This window comes from Streptomyces sp. 130, from assembly GCF_007096885.1.
In the GTDB taxonomy this organism is placed as follows: domain Bacteria; phylum Actinomycetota; class Actinomycetes; order Streptomycetales; family Streptomycetaceae; genus Streptomyces.
Window position 1 is genome coordinate 1 of the sequence record NZ_VJNO01000025.1, and the last position, 20425, is coordinate 20425.

Genomic DNA, 20425 nt, shown 5'->3' on the forward strand with positions numbered 1-20425 from the left:
GCCGCGTACATCGGTGTCGAGGTCGACGGCCCGTACAAGCCCGACCACTACCGCTACTGAACCCGCCACCGTACGAGGCGGGCGCCCAGAGACCCCCTGGAGAACCGCTAGAGACCGGACCCGGTTCCGTGGCTCGGGCGGCGAAGGGCTGCCTACGCTCCCTCATGACGGCAACGACGAGCAGATCACCACACCACCACGCACGCCACGACAGACGGGACGAACATGACGAACACGACCCTTGTGATCGGCGGCACGGGCAAGACCGGGCGGCGGGTCGCCGAGCGGCTGTCCGCCAAAGGGCTCCCCGTACGCATCGGATCGCGCTCCGGCACACCCCCCTTCATCTGGGAGGACCCCGCGACCTGGGACGCCGCCCTCGACGGGGTGAGCGCCGTCTACATCACCTACTACCCCGACCTCGCCTTCCCGGGGGCCGCCGAGACCGTCGGCGCGTTCGCCAAGGCCGCCGTCGCCAAGGGGGCGCGCCGCCTGGTGCTGCTGTCCGGGCGCGGCGAGGAGGGCGCGGTCATCAGCGAGGACAAGGTCAAGGAGTCCGGCGCGGACTGGACCGTCGTCCGCGCCAGCTGGTTCAACCAGAACTTCAGCGAGAGCTTCTTCCACGACCTGGTCATGGCCGGCGAGATCGTCCTGCCGACCGGGGACGCGGTGGAGCCCTTCGTGGACGCCGACGACATCGCGGACGTCGCCGTCGCCGCGCTCACCGACGACAAGCACATCGGCAAGACGTACGAGCTGTCCGGCCCGCGGCTGCTCAGCTTCGGCGACATCGCCCAGGAGCTGGGCAAGGCGACCGGCCGCACCATCACGTACATCCCCGTGAGCGTGGACGAGTACCGCCAGGCCCTTGAGGAGAACGGGCTGCCCGTCGAGTTCGCCGACCTGTTCGGGCTGATCCTCGACGGCCGCAACGCCCACCTCGTGCACGGGGTCGAGGAGGCCACCGGCCGCAAGCCGAAGGACTTCGCCGACTTCGCCCGGGACGCCGCGGCCAGCGGTGTCTGGGACGCCTGACCGACACCGGGACCCGGGGGAACGGGCGGCCGCGCACGGCGGCCGCCCGTTCCCGGCCCCACCCACCCCCCTCGCGTGAGGAGGCACCCATGACCGGTACCGAACCGATGACGAGCCAACACCTCCCGTCGCTGCCCGGGCACTTCCACGGGTTCGCGCTGATGCACATCGCGATGCGCCGCGACGCCGCCCGGCTCGTGGCCGTCGCACGCTCCGGGCCCGGCGCCCGCACCGGCGGGGCGGTCACCTGGTGGCACAGCCTGCGCGAGGTGATCGACTGGCACCACCACAGCGAGGACGCCGTCCTCTGGCCCGAACTGCGGCGCGCCGTCCCCGGCTTCGACCGGGCCGCCGACGCCATCGACGGCGACCACCAGCGCCTCGACGCGGCGATGGACGCCGTCGGCGCCGCGCTCCGGCCGGGCGCCGGCCCCGGGGCGCTGCGCCCCGCGGCCGACGCCTTCGCCGCCGTCCTGCGCGACCACCTCGCCGCGGAGGAGCGCATCGCCTTCCCCGCCTTCACCGCGCTCGGCGCCGCGCGCTACGCGTCCCTGGAACGGCGGTTGCTGCGGACCGCGCCGCCCGGCGTGCTCGGCCGCCTCCAGCCCTGGATGTTCGACGGGGCCGACCCCGCCGCCGCGGCCCAGGTCGCCGCCACCATCCCGCCACCGGTACGGCTGCTCGGCCGGACGGTGCTGCGCCGTCGCTACGAACGCCTGCTCGCCCCCGTACTGCGCCCTGCCGAGGAGAAGCCATGACCGCCACCGCGCCGACCACCTCCCTCCCGGCCGGGCAGGGCGGACGCACCGAAGCCTCGCTGTACGCGGCCACCATCGCCATGGGGCTGAGCGCCGGGCTGTACTTCGCGTTCGACGTGTCCGTCATGCCGGGGCTCGACCGCACCGACGACGCGGCCTTCGCGAGCGCCATGGGCCACATCAACGACGCCATCGAGAACGGCTTCTTCGGGCTCGTCTTCTTCGGGGCGTTCCTGGCCACCGGGGTCTCGGGCGTCTCGCTGCGCCGGCTCGGCCACACCCGCGCCGCCCGCTGGACCTGGGCGGCCCTCGCCCTCTACTCGGCGGCCGTCGCCGTCACGATGAAGGTCAACATCCCCCTCAACCGCCGGCTCGCCCGGCTCACCGCGGAGGCGTCGGGAGCCGAGCTCGCCCTGGTCCGCGACCGCTTCCGGGGCACCTGGACGCCGGCGAACGCCGCCCGCACCCTGGCCTGCACGGCGGCCCTCGCCTGCCTGGGCCGGGCCCTCACGCTGCGGGCCCGCGCCTGACCGGGGCGCACCACGCCGAAGGGCGGCCGGCCCCCGCCCGGGGCCGGCCGCCCTTCCGTGCGCGCCGCGCTATCCGTGGTCCCGCGTCAGCTCGCTGACCGCGCCCACCACCGTCTGCGGCGCCTCCAGGGGCAGCATGTGCCCCGCGTCCGGCACCTCCTCGAAGCGCGCCCGGGGCAGGGCCTCGGCGACGACCCGGCCGAGCTCCGGCGCGATCACCTTGTCGCGGGTGCCCGCCAGGACCACCGCCGGCACGGTCACCGACACCAGCGCCTCGCGCAGGTCCATGCCCCGCGAGGAACGGAACGCCTCCGCGCGCACCGCGGGCCCGGCCGCCGCGAACATCTGCCGGTTCACCTCGCTCAGCTGCCGGTCCGCCTTCGGGCCCAGCATGTTCTGCCCGAGGAGCTTGCGGCCCAGGGCCGGCCGTGAGACGGCCCGCTGGAACAGCGCGCTGCCCATCATGCGGACCTCGCTGTCCGGCGTCTCCTGGTCGTGCGCCGCCGTGGCCAGCAGCACCAGGCCGTTCAGCGCCCCGGCGTTCCGGTCCTTCGACGCGGCGTACGACAGGGCGGCGAACCCGCCCCCGGAGTGCCCGACGACGACCGCGTCCGGCGCCTCCACATGGGCCAGGACCGCGCCCAGGTCCGCCCCGAGCCGGGTGATCCCGAAGGGCTCGGCGCCCTGCGAGGAGGCGCCGTGGCCCCGCAGGTCGTAGGAGACGACGCGGTGACCGAGGCGGATCAGCCGGTCGGCCACCGTGCTCCACACCCGCCGCGACGCGCCCCAGCCGTGCACCAGGGCCACGGTCACCCCGGTCGGGGGCGTGAGCGGCGGCAGGACGGACACCGCGAGGCGGGCCCCGTCGTCGGTGCGCACCTGTGTCTCGGTCGCCGGGGCGGCGGCCACCGTCGTCATCGGGTACTGCCCTCCAGCTTCCGGGGCTCCGCCGCCTCGCCGGTCCGTACGGCCGAAGCGCGCTCCGCCGCGAGGATCTGCCCGAGCCGGACGAAGGCCTCCCGGGTGGCGGTGGAGTGCTCCGCGCCGATGTCGGCGACCTTCGCGAGGAGCTTCAGGAAGCCGTTCGGCCGGCCCACGAAGTGCATGCCGACCTTGGTGCGGCCCCCGTCGAGCGGTTCGACGTAGAAGTCGCTGGTGCCCCGGAACACCCCGGCCACGTAATCGACCGACAGCAGCCGATGGGGCTCGACGGCCCGGGTGCGCGCGGTGAACCGCAGCTTCGGGCCGCCCTTGTCGACACCCTTGGTGTGCACCGTGACCGCGACCTCGCCACCCACCTCGTCCGGTGAACCGGACACGGTGGCGAAGGTGTTGGCCGGCACCCACCAGCGGCCCGCGCCGCGGAACTCGGCGATCAGCGCCTCCCACACCGCCTCCGGCGGAGCGTCCACGATCGCCTCGTCGATCAAGTCGTAAACTGTCATGCCGATTCTCCTGTCGGGGTGTTCCGGATGGCGGTCCGGGTCTCGCCGGCCGGGGTGTCCCGGATCAGCCGAAGAAGCCCTGACCGGGGGTGAGGATGCCCGCCGGGTCGTAGCGCCGCTTCGCCGCGACGAGGACCTTCCAGCGGCTGCCGAAGTGGGCCCGCCAGTCCGCCCCGGTCATGTTCGGGATCGCGCCCACCAGGTACCGCTTGGCACCCAGCGCGACCGCCTTGTCGTACAGGCGGCGGTTCTGGTCGAGCATCCGTGCGATGTCCGCGCCCGGGGCGGGGAAGCGGAGCACGTCGCACAGGTACGCGGTCGGCTCGGAGGGCTGCACCGTCAGCGGGCGGGTCAGCTTCGACGTCGGGTACGGGTAGTAGAGCAGGAAGCCGGCGCCCAGGTCGTCGCCGTTCAGCTCGGCGGTCAGCAGGTCCGCGAACGCCTTCGCCTTGGAGGCCGGGACGAACAGGCTCAGCCACGGCTTGGGCTGGCCCCAGAAGTCGTTCTCCTTGAGCCACGCCTCGTCGCCGTCGGTGCGGAACACCGCCTCGCGGAAGGACAGGTCCTCGATCGTCGCGGACGCCCGCTCGTCGTGCAGACCGGTGAGCAGCGCGGTGCGGTCGGGGGCGGTGCCGCCCTTCCAGTACGCCTGGCCCTCCAGCTTGTACCACCAGCCGGAGTTGTCCGGGGTGCGGGCGATCTCGCCGACCTGGCCCTCGAACCGCTTCTCGGCCATGAGCTTCTCGGAGTCCGCGAGGAACGCGGTCACGTCGTTGTAGTAGAGGGTGAAGACGGTCATCTTCGGCGGTGCCGGGATCAGGGCGACCTCGGCCCGCACGATGATGCCGACCTGGCCGCCGCCGCCGAGCGCCGTGTTGAACAGATCGGCGTGGCAGTGCGGGCTGGCGGTGACCAGGTCGCCGTTGCCGGTGACGATGTCGATCGACTTCACGGTGTCGATCTGCAGCCCGTACCGCGCCACGGTGGAGCCGATGCCGCCGACGCTGAGCGTGCCGCCTATCGACAGGTGCAGGTAGTCGGTGAGCGCCGGCGGGGTCAGGCCGCGGGCGAGGGCGGCGTCGGTGAGCTGGGCCCAGGTGACCCCGGCCTCGACCACGGCGGACGACGAGCCGATGCGGACGATCTTCGTCAGACCGCGCGCGTCGATCGCGATGCCGCCCTGCGGCACCTGCGCCTGCCCGTAGCAGGAGTGCGACTCCTCGTCGCCGTCCTGCCCGCCGCGGCCGTTCATCGCGATCTTCAGCCCGTTGGCCCGGGCGTAGTCGACCATCTTGACGATGTCCCGCACCGAGCCGGGACGCAGCACCGCCCAGCACGCGCCGGTCACCATGTGGCCGAAGTCGTGGTTGAACGTGGAGGTGACACCCGCCGAGGTCTCCAGCGTGCCGTCGAGCGACGGCAGGCTCGCCGCCGTATGGGCGAAGGAGTCCGACTCACGTGCCCACGCCTGGTGCGAAGTGCTCCAGCCGATGACCGTGGCGGCTGCCATGCCCCCGAGGATGCTGCGCCGCGTGATGGGGGTGCTGCTGCTTCTCATTCGGTCTGTCTCCCGTCCATTACGTGTGGTTCAGGGCCGGCAGGCCGGCGCCCGCGAGGGTGGCGAGCTGGTACTCGGAAGGGGTGAAGCGCTTGGTCTGGCGGCGGAAGCGCCAGGTGTACGTCGGCCAGATCGACGGGTTGCGCCCGTGTGCGTCGAGGTACCAGCTCTTGCAGTTGCCTGCGTTCCACACGGTGCCATCGAGGCGGGCCTGCAGCCGCTCGTTCCAGTCGTCCTGGACTGTCTTTCGAACCTCCACCGAGGCCAGGCCCTTCTGGTCCATGACCTTCAGCGCGTCCAGCACGTAGCCGATCTGCGCCTCGATCATCACGACCTGCGAGGAGTGCCCCAGGGTGGTGTTCGGGCCGAGCAGCAGGAACAGGTTCGGGAAGCCGGCGACGGTGGTGCCGCGGTGCGCGGCCATGCCGTGCTCCTGCCACACCTCGCGCAGCGACCTGCCCTCGCGCCCGGTGATCCGCCCGGCGACCGGGCGGTCCGTGGCCTTGAAGCCGGTGCCCAGGATGATCGTGTCGACCTCCCGCTCGGCCCCGTCGGCGGTGACGATCGAATGGGCGGTGACCTTCGCGATGCCGTCGGTGACCAGGTCCACGTTGGGCTGCTGGATCGCCGGGTACCACGTGTTGGAGAAGAGCAGGCGCTTGCACGCCATCACGTAGTCCGGGGTGAGCTTCGCGCGCAGCGTCTCGTCGGCGACCGACTTCTTCAGATGGTCGCTGGCCATCTTCTGCATCTTCCCGGCGACCTTGGGCCGCTTCATCACGAAGGCCAGGATCTCCCGGCCCCACATGTTGAAGTTCCGCCGGAAGTTCTGGTAGCCGGGGACCCCGCGCAGCAGCTTGGTCTGGAGGGGGCTCGTCACCTTGTCGTTCTTCGGGCCGATCCACGGCGGGGTGCGCTGGTAGAGGTCGAGGCGCCCCACCTCGGGCTGGATCTTCGGCACGAACTGGATCGCGGAGGCGCCGGTGCCGATCACGGCGACGTTGCGCCCGCTCAGGTCGTGGTCGTGGCGCCAGCGGGAGGAGTGGAAGACGGTGCCCTCGAAGTCGGAGAGGCCCGGGATGTCGGGGACCGCCGCCTCGCTGAGATAGCCGGTGCCGCTCACCAGGACCTGCGCGGTGTAGTCGCCCTGCGAGGTCTCGATGTGCCAGCGCCGGGTCGTCTCGTCCCAGCGGGCCCCGAGCAGTTCGTGGCCGAAGCGGATGTGCGGACGCACCCCGAACCGGTCGGCGGTGTCCCGCAGGTACGCGTACAGCTCGTCGCGCTTGCCGAACGTGGACTTCCACTCCGGGTTCTGCGCGAACGAGAACGAGTACAGGTGGGACATCACGTCGCAGGCCGCGCCCGGGTAGGAGTTGTCCCGCCAGGTGCCGCCCACCTCGTCGGCGCGCTCGAAGACGAGGAAGTCGTCCACGCCCCGCTGCAGCAGCCGGATCGCCATGCCGAGGCCGGAGAACCCGCTGCCGACGACGGCGACGCGCAGATGCCGCTGCGGTCCGCCACCGCCGGGGCGGGTGTCCTCGTCGCTGCGCGGCGGCTCTAGAGTGCTCGTCACGTCAGCCTCCTAGCGGCGCGCGATGGTGACGCGGAAGTTGTTGAAGAACTTGTCCTCGAGCGTGTACGCGAAGATGTCGAGGTAGCGCTCGAAGCGGGCCACGACCTCCTCGCCCTCCATGGCGACGGCCTCGTCCCGGCGCTCGGCGAGCAGCTTCAGCCAGGCACGGCAGGCCACCGCGAAGGACTCGCGCTCGTTGACGATCTCGACCACGTCGAACAGGCCCTCGGCGGCCTGCGTCAGCTCGTGCAGGTGCGGGATGTGGCAGTTCTCGAACTCCGAGCGCTGCAGGAACTTCAGGTCGTCCAGCAGCTGCCGGTTCATGGGCAGCGCCTCGGCCGTCATGGTGTGCAGCACGAAGCGGGCGCCCGGCTTGAGGGCGGCACCGACCTTCTGGAAGAACACCCGGTACTTCTTGGTGCGCTCGCGCGGCGGCAGCGTCGAGGAGACGAAGTGCTCCAGGGCGTTGATGCAGAACGCCGCGTCGTACGGGTCGTCGGTGGTGTGGTCCTCCCAGGACTCCACCCGCGTGGTGATGCGCGGGTTGTCCAGGCCGGCGATGAACTGCTCCTGCGTGCGGCTGAGCGTCAGCCCGACCGCCTGCTCGACGCCGTGCACCGTGGTGACGCGGTTGAGCATGGTGCCCCACCCGCAGCCCACGTCCAGGACACGGCCGACGCCGGCCGCTCCCGCCAGCTCGACGAACTTGTCCAGCTTGCGCTCCTGGGCCTCGTCGAGGGCCTCGGTGAGACCCTCGCCGTCCTCCCAGTAACCGCCGGAGTACATCATCGTCGGGCCCAGCAGGAGGCGGTAGAAGTCGTTGCTCACCTCGTAGTGGTGCCTGATCGCGTCGACCTCGGGGACCGACTGGTTTGCGACCGTGGTCATCTTCGTCCTCAACTCCCGTCCGGCTCATGCTCATGGCGTGGTGCCTGCGATGTCATCGCGAGACGAAGAAAACCCCCGCGTCGCAAGAGACGTGCAACACGGCGGGGGCGCCGGCTGTTGCGCGCCGGTTGCGTGCGTACGGGTTCCATGCGTTTCGACAAGGCCAAGCCCTGCGGAGGAAGGACCTCACCCCATGTCTCTGCCCACCATCGAAGAACTGGCGAGCCAGCTCGAGGCCGTGTCCGGCGCCCAGAAGGTCGACCCGGACCACCCGCTCCAGCACATCCCGGACGTGGACTCGCTGGACCTCATGGAGTGGCTGTACGGGTTCCAGAACACCTACCCGGACATCCCGGCCGACGAGTCCCTCTTCGCCGACCTGGACGACACCACGACGCTGCGCCACGTCTACGACCGCATCCTGGCGCTCGTGCCGGCGCAGGCCTGAGCGGGCGCGCATGAACGGCTTCGACATCACCGGATGGGGCATCTCCGTCCCTGAGAAGGTGGTCACCAGTGCGGAGCTCGCCGAGCGCTTCGGCGTCGACGAGCACTGGATCACCAGCCGGTGCGGGATCAGTGAACGGCGCGCCGTCGGGCCCGGCCAGACGACAGCCTCGCTGGCCGTCGAGGCCGGCCGGCGCGCCCTCGCCAAGGCGGGCCTGAGCGGCGGCGACATCGCTCATCTGATCGTCGCCACCGCCACGCCCGAGCAGCCCTCGCCGGCGACGTCCGCGTTCGTCCACCACGAACTGGGCATCGCCGGCAGCGCGCACGACGTCAACTCCGAGTGCGCGGGCTTCGTCTACGGGCTCGTCTCCGCGATGGCCCTCATCGCGATCGACCCCCGGCCGATCCTGCTCATCGGCTCCGACACCCACACGCTGACCGCGAACCCCGCCGACCGGGACCTGTCGATCCTGGTCGGGGACGGCGCGGGAGCCGTCGTGCTCGTCCCCGCGGCCGACAGCAACGTCCTGGCCTGGAACCTGGGCGCGGACGGCAGCTGCACCGGCAGCCTCAAGGTCCTCGCGGGCGGCAGCCGTATGCCCACCACCGAGGAAACGGTGCGCCAGGGTCTGCACTACGCGCAGATCAACGGGAACGAGATCTACCTGAACGCCGTGCGGTACACCGTCCGCACGGTCCGGGAGACGCTGAAGAACGCCAAGGTCGAGGCGGCCGACGTGCGCCACGTCATCCCGCACCAGGCCAACATCCGCATCATCAACTCGATCCTCAGCCACACCGGGCTGCGGCCCGAGGCCCTGGTCGCCAACCTGCACAAGTACGGGAACACGGCCTCCGCCTCCATCCCGATCGCCCTCGCCGAGGCGCTGGACGAGGGCCGCGTCCAGAACGGCGACCTGGTCCTGTTGGCCGGCTTCGGCGCAGGCATGACCTGGGGCTCCATGCTCCTCGAATGGCGCGGAGGGACACGATGAGTACGCAGAAGCCCGCCGGTACCCGGCCCGAGCACCCCGTCGCCCTGGTGACGGGCGCCTCCGGCGGCCTCGGCCAGGCGCTGGCGATCGAACTGGACGCGCTCGGCTGCAAGGTGGCCGTCCACTACAACAGCGCGAAGGACGCCGCGCTCGCGGTGCAGGAGAAGCTCACCAACGACTCCGTCCTCGTCACCGGCGACGTCGGCTCCTACGAGGCCGTCACGGCGATGCACGAGCGGATCGCCGAGCAGCTGGGCCCGGTCGACGTCCTCGTCAACAACGGCGCGATCCGCCGTGACCAGGTCATGGCGATGCAGAAGCCCGAGGACTGGGCGGCGGTGATCCAGACCAACCTCATCGGCTCCTTCCACACGGCCCGGGTGTGCGTCCCGCACATGCTGCGCAAGCGGTGGGGCCGGGTGATCAACGTGGTCTCGCCGTCGGGTCTGATCGCGACGGCCGGACAGACCGCGTACTCCGCGTCGAAGGCCGGCCTGATCGGCTTCACCCGGACCCTGGCCGCCGAGTGCGGGCGGCGGGGCGTCACGGTCAACGCGCTCTCGCCCGGATTCATGATCACCGGTATGACCCAGACCCTCCCCGAGCACGTGGTGGAGTCGATGGAGAAGAAGGCGCCGGTGCCCCGCTTCGTGACCGTGGAGGAAGTCGCGCGCAGCTCCGCCCTCTTCCTCGACCAGGACTGTATGACCGGCCAGGTCATCAGTATCGACAGCGGCGTCACCATCACCTGATATCCACCCAGGGGGCTTTCCTCGGAAGGCCCCCTGGGGAAGTCCCCTGGGAAGGCCCCCTGGGAAAACCCCCTGGGGGAAGACCCCTGGGAAAAGGTTCCGCACGAAACGTCCGCGGAATGCTCCTGCGAAATCCGGTTCGCAGGAGCATTCCGCGGACGTTTCCCTGCCCGGCCAGGGCCTACGCGGCCGGCGGGAGCAGGGGCTCGTACGCGCTCATCAGGAGCGGGTCGATGCCGGCCGGGCCCCCGTACGGGGACACCGCACGGGCCGCCTCGCGGGCCGGGTCGGGCTCGCGGAGCAGGCCCAGATAGAGCGTCTGGGTGGACGGGGCGGGCTCTATGCCCAGCTCGTCCGACAGGAGCTCGCGCAGCTGCTGGTAGACGCGCAGCGCGTCGGCCCGGTTGCCGGCGGCGGCGTGCGCCGTCATCCGGCAGCGGTGCGCGCTCTCCCGGAACGGCGCCCTGCGCACCGCCTCGTCGGCGTACCGCAGGGCGTGGTGGCTGTTGCCGAGGGCGGCGGCCGAGGCGCTGGACAGCTCCAGGGCGCTCAGGCGTACCGCCTCGATGCGCTCGCGGGTGGTGTTCACCCACTCGCCCTCGTGGGCGGGCAGGAACGCGCCGCGCAGATTGGCGACCGCGCCGGAGGCGAGTTGCAGGGCCACCGCGTGCGCGCCCTCCCGGCACGCCTGCCGGGCCTCGGAGACCGACGCCTCGGCCGTCTCCACATCGGTGAGCGCGTCGCTCGGCAGATGCAGCAGGTAGCGCCCGCTCTGGGCGACCAGCGGCGTCTCGCCGGGCTTCTGGTGTGCGCTGGTGACGAAGGACCGCACCCGGCTGACGACACTGCGCAGCGCGGACGCCCAGGTGTCGGGCAGGCCCTGCGGCCACAGCGTGTCCGCGAGCTGGTCGCGGCTGGTGCCCGCGGAACGCTCCAGGACGAGCCGGGCGAAGGCGATTTGGGCCTGTGCGCTCGACAGGTGCCGGGGCGGTTCCGCCTCGTGCTCGATGCTGACAAGTCCTACGAGCCGGATCAACACGTCGACACTCCCCCTGCGGCAGATCAGGAACCGAGCGGGGAACACGGCCGTTGCTTTCGCTTTGCGCCGTTCAGTTCTCGCCATTCCCCGTGATGTCGACGTGACCTTCGCAGGGGCGTTCAGGCCGTGTCAATTGAGCCCGGGAACATACCGGGGAGAATGAGTGGAAGCCCAAGTTCCGCTGAATCGATGCTCCATGATTCCCCGCCTCTCCACGCATTCACCAGGGGATTTCTAGTGAATCACGAGCGGATTCGAGCGTAATTCGAGAAGGGCTCCGGCCCTCTTGTTGCGGCGGCGTTGCGGAGCGCGGCGTAGAAATCCTGTCATGAATAGGCCGTTCGCCGGCCGACTGAATCAGCCTGAGGAGACCCACGTGAACGCAACCGGAGGTTGGGAACGGCTGGCGCCGAAGCTGGCCGCCACGAACAGGCGTGTGGCGGCACTGGAGTCCGAGCCGGAGCGCCGCAACAGTTTCGTCTCCTACACGGTCGAGCGGGACAGCGCCTACGCCGATCTCGACGGCCAACGGCTGCTGATGATGTCCGGCTACAGCTACCTGGGCCTGGGCGGCGACGAACGCGTCGTCGCCGCCGCCAAGGCCGCCGTCGACCTGTACGGCAGCGGCAACCACGGTGTGCGCGCCCTGGCCGGGACCATCCCGCTGCACGAGGAGCTGGAGGCCGAGGTCGCGAGCTTCGCGGACCGCGAGGCGTCGATGGTCTTCAGCTCGGGCTACGCGGCGAACGTGGGCACCGTCGGCGGTCTCGTCGGCGCCGGCGACACCGTCTTCATCGACAAGTACGACCACGCCTCCATCGTGGACGGCTGCCGGCTCTCCGGCGCCACCGTCACCCGGTTCCGGCACAACGACGTCGACCACCTCGACCGGCGTCTGGCCGCCGCCTCGCCCGACGGGGTGCGGCTCGTCATCGTCGACAGCGTCTACTCCATGGACGGCGACATCGCCCCGCTGCCCGAACTGCGCAAGGTGTGCGACGAGCACAACGCGCTGCTCATGGTGGACGAGGCCCACGCGCTCGGCGTCATCGGCGCCACCGGGCGCGGCATCGAGGAGCACTTCGACCACCGGGTGAAGGCCGACGTCAAGCTCGGCACCCTGTCCAAGGGCATCCCGTCCATGGGCGGCTGGGTCACCGGCCCCGCCGAACTGATCGGCCACCTGCGCTACGCCGCCCGGCCGTTCCTGTTCTCCGCCGCCCTCGCCCCGGCCCAGGCCGCGGCCGCCCTGGAGAGCCTGCGCATCCTGCGGCGCGAACCGGAGCGGGTCACCCACATCCAGCGCGAGTCCGCCCGCCTGCGCGCCCTGGTCAACGCCCAGGGGCTGCGTACCCAGGACAGCGTGACCGCGGTGCTGCCGCTGATCGCCGGCTCCGACGAGAAGGCGTACGACCTGGCCACCGCCTGCCGCCGCAACGGCGTCATCGGCATCCCCGTGGTCACCCCGGCCGTCCCCAACGACCTGGCCCGGCTGCGGATCGCGGTGACCGCGCGGCACACGCCCGAGGACATCGACTTCGCCGCCGACGCGTTCATCAAGTCCGCCCGCGAGTGCGGCATCATCCCGGCCTGACCGGCCGGTCCACGCCCCGGGACACCGGACGGAGACGAGACCGAAGATGACAGCCGCAGCCTCCCACCGCACCCCCGTGGTGATCACCGGGATCGGTGTGGTCACCCCGGCGGGGTGCACCCCCGAGGCCCTGTGGGCCGCGCTCCGCGCCGGCCGTTCCACCGCAGCCCCGCTCGACCACCTGGACCTCTCCCGCCACCGGGTCCGGATCGGCTGCCGGGTCAGCGGACTCGACACCCAGGGCCCCGACGCCCCGGTGTCCGCCAAGGACGCCCGGCGCATGGACCCCTTCGCGCTGTACGGCACCACGGCGGCGCTGGCCGCCCACCGCGACGCCGGCGCCCCCGTGCCCGAGCCCGGGCGCACCGCGATCGTCGTCGGCAACGCGGTGGGCGGGCGCGCCACCAGCGACCGCGAGTCCGCGCACTACAGCGAGGCGGGCCCGCACCGGGTCAACCCGCTGATGCCGCTGCTGACCATGCCGAACGCGGCGGCCGCCCAGATCGCCATGCGGCTCGGCTGGACCGGCCCCGCGACCACCATCGCCACCACCTGCGCCAGCGGTGTCGACGCGATCGGGCACGCCACCGCGCTCCTTCGCTCGCACCAGGCGGACGTGGCGATCGCGGGCGGCTGCGAGTCCACCCTGACCCCGGTCACCCTCGCCGCCTTCGGCAACCTGAACGCGGTCTCCGGGCGCAACGACGACCCGGCGCACGCCTCCCGCCCCTTCGACCGGGACCGTGACGGGTTCGTCATGGGGGAGGGGGCCGGCTTCGTCGTCCTGGAACGCCTCGACGACGCGCTGGCCCGGGGCGCCCGCGCCTACGCCCGGATCGCCGGATACGCGGCCACCTCGGACGCGTACCACCTGTCGATGCCGCTGGCCGACGGGGCCGGCGCGGTCGCCGCGATGACCGGCGCGCTCACCGCCGCCGGGCTCGCCCCCGACGAGATCGCCCACATCAACGCGCACGGCACCTCGACCCCGCACAACGACCGCGCCGAGGCCACGGCCCTCGCCAAGGTCTTCGGCGCCGACGGGCCGCCCGTCACCGCCCCCAAGGGCGTCATCGGCCACCTCATCGGAGCGGCCGGCGCCGTCGAGATCATCGCCGCCGTCCAGGCGATGCGCGCCCAAGAGGTGCCGCCCACCGCCAACCACGAACACCTGGAGCCAGGAATGGAGATCGACGTGGTGCACACCAGTCCACGGCCCGTCGCCCTGGGACCCGCGCTGTCGAACTCCTTCGGCTTCGGCGGCCACAACGCGAGCATGGTGGTGGCGCCGGTATGACGACCACCCCCCAGACCACCGCCCAGGCCGCTGCCGGGGCCACCCCCCAGGCCACCCCCCAGGCCGCCGTCCAGCCCCGCACCGCGATCCGCACCCTCACCGCCGACGAGGTGGCCGCCTTCCGGGCCGCCGTCCGCGCGGACCTGCCCGCGGCCGAGGCATCCGGCGCCTCACCCGTGCACGCCTTCGTCCTCGCGCACACCCTCGCCGACGCGACCGTACGCGACCTGGCGGCGGCCGAGCCCGAGCCCGTCTCCGTCGTCCACCTCGGCCAGGACATCCGGATCGAGCAGCCCCTGCTGCCCGGCGAGCGGATCACCGTCGCCCTCGACGTGGCCGGCGCCCGCCGCGAACCGAGGGGCACCCGGGTCGCCGTCCGGGCCCGCCTCACCGGCGCCGACGGCACCCCGCGCGCCGAACTCCTCACCAGCGCGCTGCTCATGGGCGCCGCCGCCATCGTGCCCTTCGGCCAGATCCCGGCACCGGCCGCGCCCGCCCCGTCCGGCGGGGCCGGGGAGCCGTCCGCCGCCGAGCACCGGCTCACCCCCGCCTGGATACGCGGCTACGCGCACGCCTCCGGCGACCTCAACCCGATCCACCTGGACGACCGGGCCGCCAAGGACGCCGGGTTCCCCGGCGTCATCGCACACGGGATGAGCGTGCTCGCCCTGGCCGTCGAGGAGATCGCCGACCGGTACGCGGACGGCGACGTCACCCGCGTCACCGCCGTCAGCGGGCGGTTCTCCGCCCCCGTGGTCCCGGACGTGCCGCTCGCCGTCGAACTCGCCCCGGACGCCGACCGCACCCTCGTCCGCTTCACCTGCCGCACCCCCTCAGGCATCGCCGTGAAGAGCGGCTGGGCCCAGCTGGCGGGACGGCGGCCATGACCGCCCCCGGCCCCGCCACCGGGCTGCTCCCCGGCTTCCTCACCCAGGTCCGCGAGCGCCCCGACGCGCCCGCCCTGGTCTGGCACGGCGAGGAGACCAGCTACCGCGAGCTGTACGAGAGCGCCGGCCGCGAACGCGAGCGCCTCGCCCTGCTCGGGCTGCCGGCCGGTGAACCCGTCGGCATCCTCGCCGAGAAGTCGCCCGACGCCATCGCGCTCGTCCTCGGCTGCCTGCTCGCCCACCGCCCGTTCCTGCTGCCCTCCCCGCACCTCGGCGAGCAGCTGCTGGACCGGCTGTTCGCCCAGGCCGGCTGCCGGCACGTGCTGGCCCCGGGCGGCGAACCGCGGAGTGTGCCGGTCCCGGCCCGCTCGGCGGCGTACCCGGTGCCGCCGCGTACCGCCTTCATGCTCACCACGTCCGGCTCCACCGGGCTGCCCAAGACCGTCCCGCTGGACGAGGGGGCGGTGGACCGGTTCGTCACCTGGGCCGGGCCCGCGTTCACCATCGCGCCCGGGACCACCGTCCTCAACTACGCGCCGCTCAACTTCGACCTGTGCTTCCTCGACGTGTGGACGACCCTCGCGCACGGCGGCCGGGTCGTCCTCGTGGACCCGGACAAGGCCGTCGACGGACGCCACCTGCTCGACCTGCTGCTGCGCCACGACGTCGAGATCGTCCAGGCCGTGCCGATGTTCTACCGGCTCGTGCTGGACGCCGCCCGCCGGGCCGGGGTGCTGCTGCCGTCGGTGCGCCGGGCCGCCTTCACCGGCGACGTCCTGCCCGAACGCGCCCTGGCCGAGCTGCGCGAGCTGCTGCCCGCCGCCCGCCTCACCAACATCTACGGCTGCACGGAGACCAACGACAGCTTCACGTACGACGTCGACACCACGGCCACCGTCTTCGGCCCGCTGCCCATCGGCACCCCGCTCCCCGGGGTCTCCGTGCTCGTCCTGGACGCCGACGGCCACGAGGTCACCGGCCCCGGCGCCGGCGAGCTGCACGTGCGGACCCCCTTCCAGACCGCCGGCTACCTCGACCCGGCCCGCAGCCGGGACCGGTTCACCGGCCACCCGCTCGGCCACGACGACGGCACCTGGTTCCGCACCGGCGACCTCGTACGGCGCGACGCCGACGGGCTGCTGTATCTGACCGGGCGCAGCGACTTCCAGGTCAAGGTGCGCGGCGTCGCCGTCAACACCGCCGAGATCGAGCAGGTGCTGCTGAGCCACCCCGACGTCCTGGAGGCCGGTGTCGCGGCCGAGCCCGACCCGCTCACCGGCAAACGGCTCGTCGCCGGGGTGCGGCGCGCACCCGGCAGCGGCCTCAACAGCCTGCTCCTGAAGGAGCACTGCGCCCGCGCCCTGCCCAGGGCGGCCGTCCCCGGCGTCCTGCGCATCACCGACGAACCACTGCCCAAGACCGCCACCGGAAAGGTCGACCGCACCGCGCTCGACCGGCTGAGCGGGCCGTCCCGGCCGCCGTCCCCGGCGCCGGACCACTCCCGCCGGCTGACCACCGTAGAAGGAAGGACGTCATGAGCAACACCGCCACCATCAAGCAGTTCCTGATCGAGGAGTTCCTGCCGGACCTCACCCAGGACCAACTCGCCGACGACCAGGACCTGCTGTCGAGCGGAGCCATCGACTCGCTCGGCCTGCTCAAGCTGATCGCCTGGGTGGAGGACCGCTTCGGGCTCGCCGTGGACGACACGGACCTCGACCCCAACAACTTCCGCAGCGTCACCGCCATCGACACCTTCGTCGCGACCGCGCGCCAGGGGGTGAGCGGCTAGGGCCGGTCTTCGCACCAGGGGCCTTTCGTTCGGGCCATGCCGGGCTCGCGGGCCCTTGCACCGCGCCTCGCGGCGTTGTCGTCCCTCACCAACGCCCCTTCCCCGAGTCCTGGGCCGCGCTCGAACAGGGGAGACCCCACCCGTCTCGATCCTCCGCTTTGCGACGCACGGCACCAGAGCCCGCTCCCCGATCCGGCCTGACCCGAACGAAAGGCCCTACCATGCACGACGCGCTCACCGGCCTGCTGGCGCGGCGCACGGTGGCCGAGCACGAGACCTGGCGGTCTCTGTGGGACCGGCTCGGCGACGGCACGCTCCCCAGGGAGCAGGCCGTCGCCCTGCTGGCCTCGCTGACCACCCGGCTGCCCGACCCCGCGACGCTCGCCGCCCTGCACGGCACCCTCCTGGAACGGCGCCCCGCGCGCCCCGGGCCCGCCTGGCCCGCGACCGTCAACGTCGTGGGCACCGGGGGCGGGCCCGCCACCTTCAACGTCTCCACCGCGGCGGCCTTCGTCGCCGCCGCCGCCGGGGTGCGTGTCGTCAAGTCCGGCTCCCGGGCCTACACCTCCAGCCTCGGCTCCGTCGACCTCCTCGAACGCCTCGGGGTGCGCCTGACGTCCTCGTACGAGCAGACCGAGGAGCACCTGGAGCGGGACGGGATCGCCTTCACCGGGCCGTTCGTCTACCCGGTCGAGCTCGCCCGGCTCGCCCGGCTGATCGCGCCGGTCGGCATGAAGCCGTTCGGGCGGTTCCTCAACGCGCTCGGCCCGCTCCTCGCCGATCTGCCGGTCACCGCCCAGGTCACCGGCGTCTCGCACACCATGCCCCTGGACGACCTGCGCCGCCTCGCCGCCACGGTCACCGGCCGTACGGTGTGGCTGACCAGCAACGACCGGGGCGCCGACGAACTCCTCGGCTTCGCCCGCAACACCGTCCACATCGCGCGGGGCGAGGACCAGGTCCTGGAGCCCGGCGCGCTGATCCCGGCCGACGGCGGCTTCGAGGCGCTGGCCCCCGCGCCCAAGGACGCGGCCACCGACCACTTCCTGGCCGTGCTCGCCGGGCGCGCCCACCCGGCGGCCACCGGCACCGTCCGGCTCAACGCCGCCGCGCTCGCCCTCGCGGCCGGCCACCACACCACCTGGCACGACGCGCTCGACGCGACGGACGACGCCGTCACCAGCGGGGCCGCCGTGGCCCTGGTCGAGCGGCTGCGCTCCCGGCGGACCGCGGCGACGGCGGGGGCGACGGCGGGGGCGGTCCGCCGTGGCTGACTTCTTCACCGGGCGCGGACCCGGCCGGCCCGGGCTCACGCTGTTCCTCAACGCGGGCGACCCGCCGCTGGCCGAGCTCGCCGAGGTCGTGCACATGCTCGACGAGGAGGGCGTCGACTGCCTCGAACTGGCGGTGCCCTTCCCGGACTCCTTCACCGACGGGCCGGTCGTACGCCGCTCCGCCCGCCGCGCCCTGGACCGGGGCACCGGCCTGGACGACGTCCTCCGCTTCGTCGCCCGCGTCCGGCCGGGACTGCGGCGGCTGCGGATCGCGCTGCTCGCCGACTGGAGCCACTCCCTCAAGCACCGGGACCTGGGCGCGGCCGTCAAGGACATCACCGCGTCCGGCGCCGACGGCCTCCTGGTGCACGGCCTGCCGCCCCGGCTGCGTGACGCCTACCGCGAGGCGACCGGGGCGGCCGGCACCGCCGTCGTCACCACCTGCTACCCGACCAGCCCGGAGGAGACCCGGGCCCGGGCGGCCCGCGAGTCCTCCGCGTACGTCTATCTGGTGGCGCACTACGGCCGCAGCGGCACCGCGCCGCCCGCCGGGCACGCCGCGCTCGCCCCGGTCGTCACCGGGCTGCGGGCCCACACGAACTCCCCGATCGCCGTCGGCTTCGGGGTCAGTACGCGCAGCCACGTCGCGGCGGTCGCCGCGAGCGGGGCCGACGCAGCGATCGTCGGCTCCGCGGGCGTGGCCCGCGTGGAGCGGGCCCTCGAAGAGGAGGGCTCCGCCACCACGGCACTGCGCGACTTCGTCCGGTCGCTCCACCCCGGACCGGACGAGACCAGTACGTCCAACACGCCCATCCGAACAAGGAGTTGACCATGATCATCCGTGACCTGGAGACCGTCAAGTGCGTCGACTGGGGCAACGGGCTCAGCCGTCGCTTCCTCACCAAGTCCGACGGCGTCGGCTACTCGATCACCGACACCACGGTGCGCGCCGGCACCAAGTCCCGCCTGGAGTACCGCAACCACCTGGAGTCCTGCTACTGCATCGAGGGCTCCGGCGAGGTGGTCGAGCTCGACGGCACCGTGCACCCCATCACGCCGGGCCGGCTGTACTCCCTGAACGAGCACGACGCGCACTACCTCGTCGCCTCCCCGCACGAGGACCTGCGGCTCGTCTGCGTCTTCACCCCGGCGCTCCAGGGCGACGAGGTGCACAGCCTCGACGCGCACACCTCCTCCGCCTACTGATCCGCACGGCACCCGCACCTCTGAAAGGGGTCCCATTGACGTCCTCCCCTCCCTACAAGAGGGCGGGGATTCCTGGCTCACGTTGGCTGGGGACCTGCGGTCCGCCGGCTCTTACACGATCGGCACCAGCCGGGTTGAGACCAGCCCGGACCAGCATCACGCGCGCGGAGTTCTTGTCCCTGGGAGACACGGCTCCGCACGCGGTGCAGGTGTAGGTACGTTCCGAAAGGGGAAGTGCGTGCTTGGTTCTCGCTCCGCACGACGCGCAGTCCATGGTGGTGTGCGCGGGATGCACGAGACGCATGTCCCGTGCGTGCTTGCGGCCCATCTCGATCAGGGCGGCTTTGGTGGCGCCGATCGCGGCGTCGGCGGCCTTGCGGGCCATGCTGGTCTTCGCCAGGAACTTCGGACGGAAATCCTCCACGGCGATCGCGTCGTGGTCACGGACCACCGCCTTGGCCCACTTACGGGCCGTGTCCTGCCGCTGCCGGGCCACCTTCTTGTGTACTTTCGCAGCCTGCCGCCGGGCGGTGCGGTAGCCCTTGGACGCAGCCATGCCCTTGGCGGGGCGGCGGCGGGCCATCATCCGCTGATAACGGCCCAGCTTCCGCGCCGCGCTCTTCCCGTGTCCGGGGTGGGGCAGGTCGTGTTGGTCGGATGTGGTGGTGGCGGTCTCCTTGACGCCCCAATCCACACCCAGCACACGCCCTGTGGCGGGGAGCGGCTCGGGTTCGGTGGCGACGACGAACGACGCGTACCAGTGCCCCAGACCGTCCCGGTACACCCGCACCGAGGAAGGAGCGGACGGCAGCTCGCGGGACCACACGACCGTCAGAACGATGCCTCCCGCAAGGTGCAGGCGGCCGTCCTTGAGACGGAAGCCGCGCTGGGTGTAGTTCAGCGTGGGCAGCGTGTCCCGCTTGCGCTTGATGCGGGGCATACCAGCCCGCCGCCTGGCCGGCACCTTCGCCTTAATGTCCTTGACCGCCTTGGCACGGGACTTCGCGAAGTCACGGATGGTCTGCTGCTGCGGCACCGAAGCACCCGCGCGCAGCCAGGACATCGACTGCCGCGCCTCCGTCAGTAACCTGTCGAGCCGGCCCGGTCCGCACGTGGTCTTCTCAGCCGCGTCCCGGTTCGCGGCGTGGACCTTGCGGGACATCGCCACGCACTCGTTCCACACCCACCGACACCGCGCCCATCCGCCTCAAGACCCGCCCGCGCGGACGCCGACACACGCAGCCGATAGGTGTACCGGGCAGGCCCGGACCCCCGCTCGACCGCTGCCTTCGTCGCCATGATCCGCAACCTACCAACCCCCACTGACAACGAAAGAGAGTGCAGGTAAGAAC

At 72.3% G+C, this 20425-nt stretch carries 21 protein-coding genes; 14 read left to right on the top strand and 7 right to left on the bottom strand.

Annotated elements, in window-relative coordinates; all coding sequences use genetic code 11:
- The first annotated feature begins 225 nt into the window (after positions 1-225).
- The 3 genes from FKN01_RS20890 to FKN01_RS20900 all read left to right on the top strand — a co-directional run bounded on the left by FKN01_RS20890 (position 226) and on the right by FKN01_RS20900 (position 2323).
- Positions 226-1035, top strand: a complete 810-nt coding sequence (locus FKN01_RS20890; protein ID WP_185992924.1) for an NmrA family NAD(P)-binding protein — start codon at positions 226-228, stop codon at positions 1033-1035.
- A gap of 89 nt (positions 1036-1124) precedes the next feature.
- A complete protein-coding gene (locus FKN01_RS20895; protein WP_143622848.1) occupies positions 1125-1793 on the top strand; it encodes a hemerythrin domain-containing protein in 669 nt (222 codons plus the stop codon).
- Complete coding sequence (locus tag FKN01_RS20900) at positions 1790-2323, top strand: DUF1772 domain-containing protein (RefSeq protein WP_143622850.1); 534 nt, start codon at positions 1790-1792, stop codon at positions 2321-2323. Before FKN01_RS20895 ends, FKN01_RS20900 begins: the two co-directional genes overlap by 4 nt.
- A 69-nt stretch (positions 2324-2392) precedes the next feature.
- Here FKN01_RS20900 and FKN01_RS20905 read toward each other — a convergent pair whose 3' ends face one another.
- The 5 genes from FKN01_RS20905 to FKN01_RS20925 all read right to left on the bottom strand — a co-directional run bounded on the left by FKN01_RS20905 (position 2393) and on the right by FKN01_RS20925 (position 7787).
- On the bottom strand, positions 2393-3241 hold the full coding sequence (locus FKN01_RS20905; protein ID WP_143622852.1) for an alpha/beta fold hydrolase: 849 nt from the start codon (positions 3239-3241) through the stop codon (positions 2393-2395).
- Positions 3238-3768 (bottom strand): SRPBCC family protein, encoded by a 531-nt coding sequence (locus FKN01_RS20910; protein ID WP_260696962.1) that lies wholly within the window; start codon positions 3766-3768, stop codon positions 3238-3240. Before FKN01_RS20910 ends, FKN01_RS20905 begins: the two co-directional genes overlap by 4 nt.
- Before the next feature lie 64 nt (positions 3769-3832).
- Positions 3833-5278: an FAD-binding protein gene (locus tag FKN01_RS20915; protein ID WP_260696963.1), complete on the bottom strand. Its 1446-nt coding sequence runs from the start codon at positions 5276-5278 to the stop codon at positions 3833-3835.
- 67 nt (positions 5279-5345) lie between these two features.
- The gene (locus tag FKN01_RS20920; RefSeq protein ID WP_143622857.1) at positions 5346-6899 is read right to left on the bottom strand and encodes an NAD(P)/FAD-dependent oxidoreductase; all 1554 of its coding nucleotides are present in this window, start codon (positions 6897-6899) and stop codon (positions 5346-5348) included.
- 9 nt (positions 6900-6908) lie between these two features.
- A complete protein-coding gene (locus tag FKN01_RS20925) occupies positions 6909-7787 on the bottom strand; it encodes a class I SAM-dependent methyltransferase (protein ID WP_143622859.1) in 879 nt (292 codons plus the stop codon).
- A 193-nt stretch (positions 7788-7980) separates the two neighbouring features.
- On the opposite strand from FKN01_RS20925, the gene FKN01_RS20930 reads away from it, so the two are divergent.
- From FKN01_RS20930 to FKN01_RS20940, 3 genes are read left to right on the top strand one after another with little or no spacing between them, the layout of a single operon-like run.
- Complete coding sequence (locus FKN01_RS20930) at positions 7981-8235, top strand: hypothetical protein (RefSeq protein WP_018105947.1); 255 nt, start codon at positions 7981-7983, stop codon at positions 8233-8235.
- 10 nt (positions 8236-8245) lie between these two features.
- Positions 8246-9232, top strand: coding sequence for a 3-oxoacyl-ACP synthase III family protein (locus tag FKN01_RS20935; protein ID WP_143622861.1), 987 nt, complete (start codon positions 8246-8248; stop codon positions 9230-9232).
- Positions 9229-9984: an SDR family NAD(P)-dependent oxidoreductase gene (locus FKN01_RS20940; RefSeq protein WP_143622863.1), complete on the top strand. Its 756-nt coding sequence runs from the start codon at positions 9229-9231 to the stop codon at positions 9982-9984. Before FKN01_RS20935 ends, FKN01_RS20940 begins: the two co-directional genes overlap by 4 nt.
- A 181-nt stretch (positions 9985-10165) precedes the next feature.
- Here FKN01_RS20940 and FKN01_RS20945 read toward each other — a convergent pair whose 3' ends face one another.
- Positions 10166-11023 (bottom strand): bacterial transcriptional activator domain-containing protein, encoded by an 858-nt coding sequence (locus FKN01_RS20945; RefSeq protein ID WP_143622865.1) that lies wholly within the window; start codon positions 11021-11023, stop codon positions 10166-10168.
- Between the two features lie 376 nt (positions 11024-11399).
- Here FKN01_RS20945 and FKN01_RS20950 point away from each other — a divergent pair, with 376 nt between their 5' ends.
- The 8 genes from FKN01_RS20950 (at position 11400) to FKN01_RS20985 (ending at position 19073) form a co-directional block, all read left to right on the top strand.
- Positions 11400-12617 carry an aminotransferase class I/II-fold pyridoxal phosphate-dependent enzyme gene (locus tag FKN01_RS20950; RefSeq protein WP_143622867.1) on the top strand — a complete coding sequence of 406 codons (1218 nt, stop codon included), beginning with the start codon at positions 11400-11402 and terminating at the stop codon, positions 12615-12617.
- A 46-nt stretch (positions 12618-12663) separates the two neighbouring features.
- Positions 12664-13914: a beta-ketoacyl synthase gene (locus tag FKN01_RS20955; protein WP_143622869.1), complete on the top strand. Its 1251-nt coding sequence runs from the start codon at positions 12664-12666 to the stop codon at positions 13912-13914.
- The gene (locus FKN01_RS20960; RefSeq protein WP_143622870.1) at positions 13911-14801 is read left to right on the top strand and encodes a MaoC/PaaZ C-terminal domain-containing protein; all 891 of its coding nucleotides are present in this window, start codon (positions 13911-13913) and stop codon (positions 14799-14801) included. Before FKN01_RS20955 ends, FKN01_RS20960 begins: the two co-directional genes overlap by 4 nt.
- Positions 14798-16339 (top strand): AMP-binding protein, encoded by a 1542-nt coding sequence (locus tag FKN01_RS20965; RefSeq protein ID WP_143622872.1) that lies wholly within the window; start codon positions 14798-14800, stop codon positions 16337-16339. Before FKN01_RS20960 ends, FKN01_RS20965 begins: the two co-directional genes overlap by 4 nt.
- A complete protein-coding gene (locus FKN01_RS20970) occupies positions 16336-16593 on the top strand; it encodes a phosphopantetheine-binding protein (protein ID WP_143622874.1) in 258 nt (85 codons plus the stop codon). Before FKN01_RS20965 ends, FKN01_RS20970 begins: the two co-directional genes overlap by 4 nt.
- 221 nt (positions 16594-16814) lie before the next feature.
- A complete protein-coding gene (locus FKN01_RS20975; protein ID WP_143622876.1) occupies positions 16815-17867 on the top strand; it encodes a hypothetical protein in 1053 nt (350 codons plus the stop codon).
- Positions 17860-18696 (top strand): tryptophan synthase subunit alpha, encoded by an 837-nt coding sequence (gene trpA / locus FKN01_RS20980; protein ID WP_143622877.1) that lies wholly within the window; start codon positions 17860-17862, stop codon positions 18694-18696. Before FKN01_RS20975 ends, trpA begins: the two co-directional genes overlap by 8 nt.
- 2 nt (positions 18697-18698) lie before the next feature.
- Positions 18699-19073 carry an ectoine synthase gene (locus FKN01_RS20985; RefSeq protein ID WP_143622879.1) on the top strand — a complete coding sequence of 125 codons (375 nt, stop codon included), beginning with the start codon at positions 18699-18701 and terminating at the stop codon, positions 19071-19073.
- A gap of 52 nt (positions 19074-19125) precedes the next feature.
- Here the strand turns inward: FKN01_RS20985 and FKN01_RS20990 are convergent, their stop codons facing one another.
- Positions 19126-20235, bottom strand: coding sequence for an RNA-guided endonuclease TnpB family protein (locus FKN01_RS20990; protein ID WP_143622881.1), 1110 nt, complete (start codon positions 20233-20235; stop codon positions 19126-19128).
- Between the last annotated feature and the right edge of the window lie 190 nt (positions 20236-20425).

Coding starts and splice junctions, on each gene's coding strand:
- FKN01_RS20900 (WP_143622850.1), top strand. CDS start 1,790: ATGACCGCCACCGCGCCGACCACCTCCCTCCCGGCCGGGCAGGGCGGA.
- FKN01_RS20970 (WP_143622874.1), top strand. CDS start 16,336: ATGAGCAACACCGCCACCATCAAGCAGTTCCTGATCGAGGAGTTCCTG.
- FKN01_RS20895 (WP_143622848.1), top strand. CDS start 1,125: ATGACCGGTACCGAACCGATGACGAGCCAACACCTCCCGTCGCTGCCC.
- FKN01_RS20990 (WP_143622881.1), bottom strand. CDS start 20,235: ATGTCCCGCAAGGTCCACGCCGCGAACCGGGACGCGGCTGAGAAGACC.
- FKN01_RS20935 (WP_143622861.1), top strand. CDS start 8,246: ATGAACGGCTTCGACATCACCGGATGGGGCATCTCCGTCCCTGAGAAG.
- FKN01_RS20915 (WP_260696963.1), bottom strand. CDS start 5,278: ATGGCAGCCGCCACGGTCATCGGCTGGAGCACTTCGCACCAGGCGTGG.
- FKN01_RS20910 (WP_260696962.1), bottom strand. CDS start 3,768: ATGACAGTTTACGACTTGATCGACGAGGCGATCGTGGACGCTCCGCCG.
- FKN01_RS20985 (WP_143622879.1), top strand. CDS start 18,699: ATGATCATCCGTGACCTGGAGACCGTCAAGTGCGTCGACTGGGGCAAC.
- FKN01_RS20960 (WP_143622870.1), top strand. CDS start 13,911: ATGACGACCACCCCCCAGACCACCGCCCAGGCCGCTGCCGGGGCCACC.
- FKN01_RS20975 (WP_143622876.1), top strand. CDS start 16,815: ATGCACGACGCGCTCACCGGCCTGCTGGCGCGGCGCACGGTGGCCGAG.
- FKN01_RS20925 (WP_143622859.1), bottom strand. CDS start 7,787: ATGACCACGGTCGCAAACCAGTCGGTCCCCGAGGTCGACGCGATCAGG.
- FKN01_RS20955 (WP_143622869.1), top strand. CDS start 12,664: ATGACAGCCGCAGCCTCCCACCGCACCCCCGTGGTGATCACCGGGATC.
- FKN01_RS20905 (WP_143622852.1), bottom strand. CDS start 3,241: ATGACGACGGTGGCCGCCGCCCCGGCGACCGAGACACAGGTGCGCACC.
- FKN01_RS20890 (WP_185992924.1), top strand. CDS start 226: ATGACGAACACGACCCTTGTGATCGGCGGCACGGGCAAGACCGGGCGG.
- FKN01_RS20965 (WP_143622872.1), top strand. CDS start 14,798: ATGACCGCCCCCGGCCCCGCCACCGGGCTGCTCCCCGGCTTCCTCACC.
- FKN01_RS20940 (WP_143622863.1), top strand. CDS start 9,229: ATGAGTACGCAGAAGCCCGCCGGTACCCGGCCCGAGCACCCCGTCGCC.
- FKN01_RS20930 (WP_018105947.1), top strand. CDS start 7,981: ATGTCTCTGCCCACCATCGAAGAACTGGCGAGCCAGCTCGAGGCCGTG.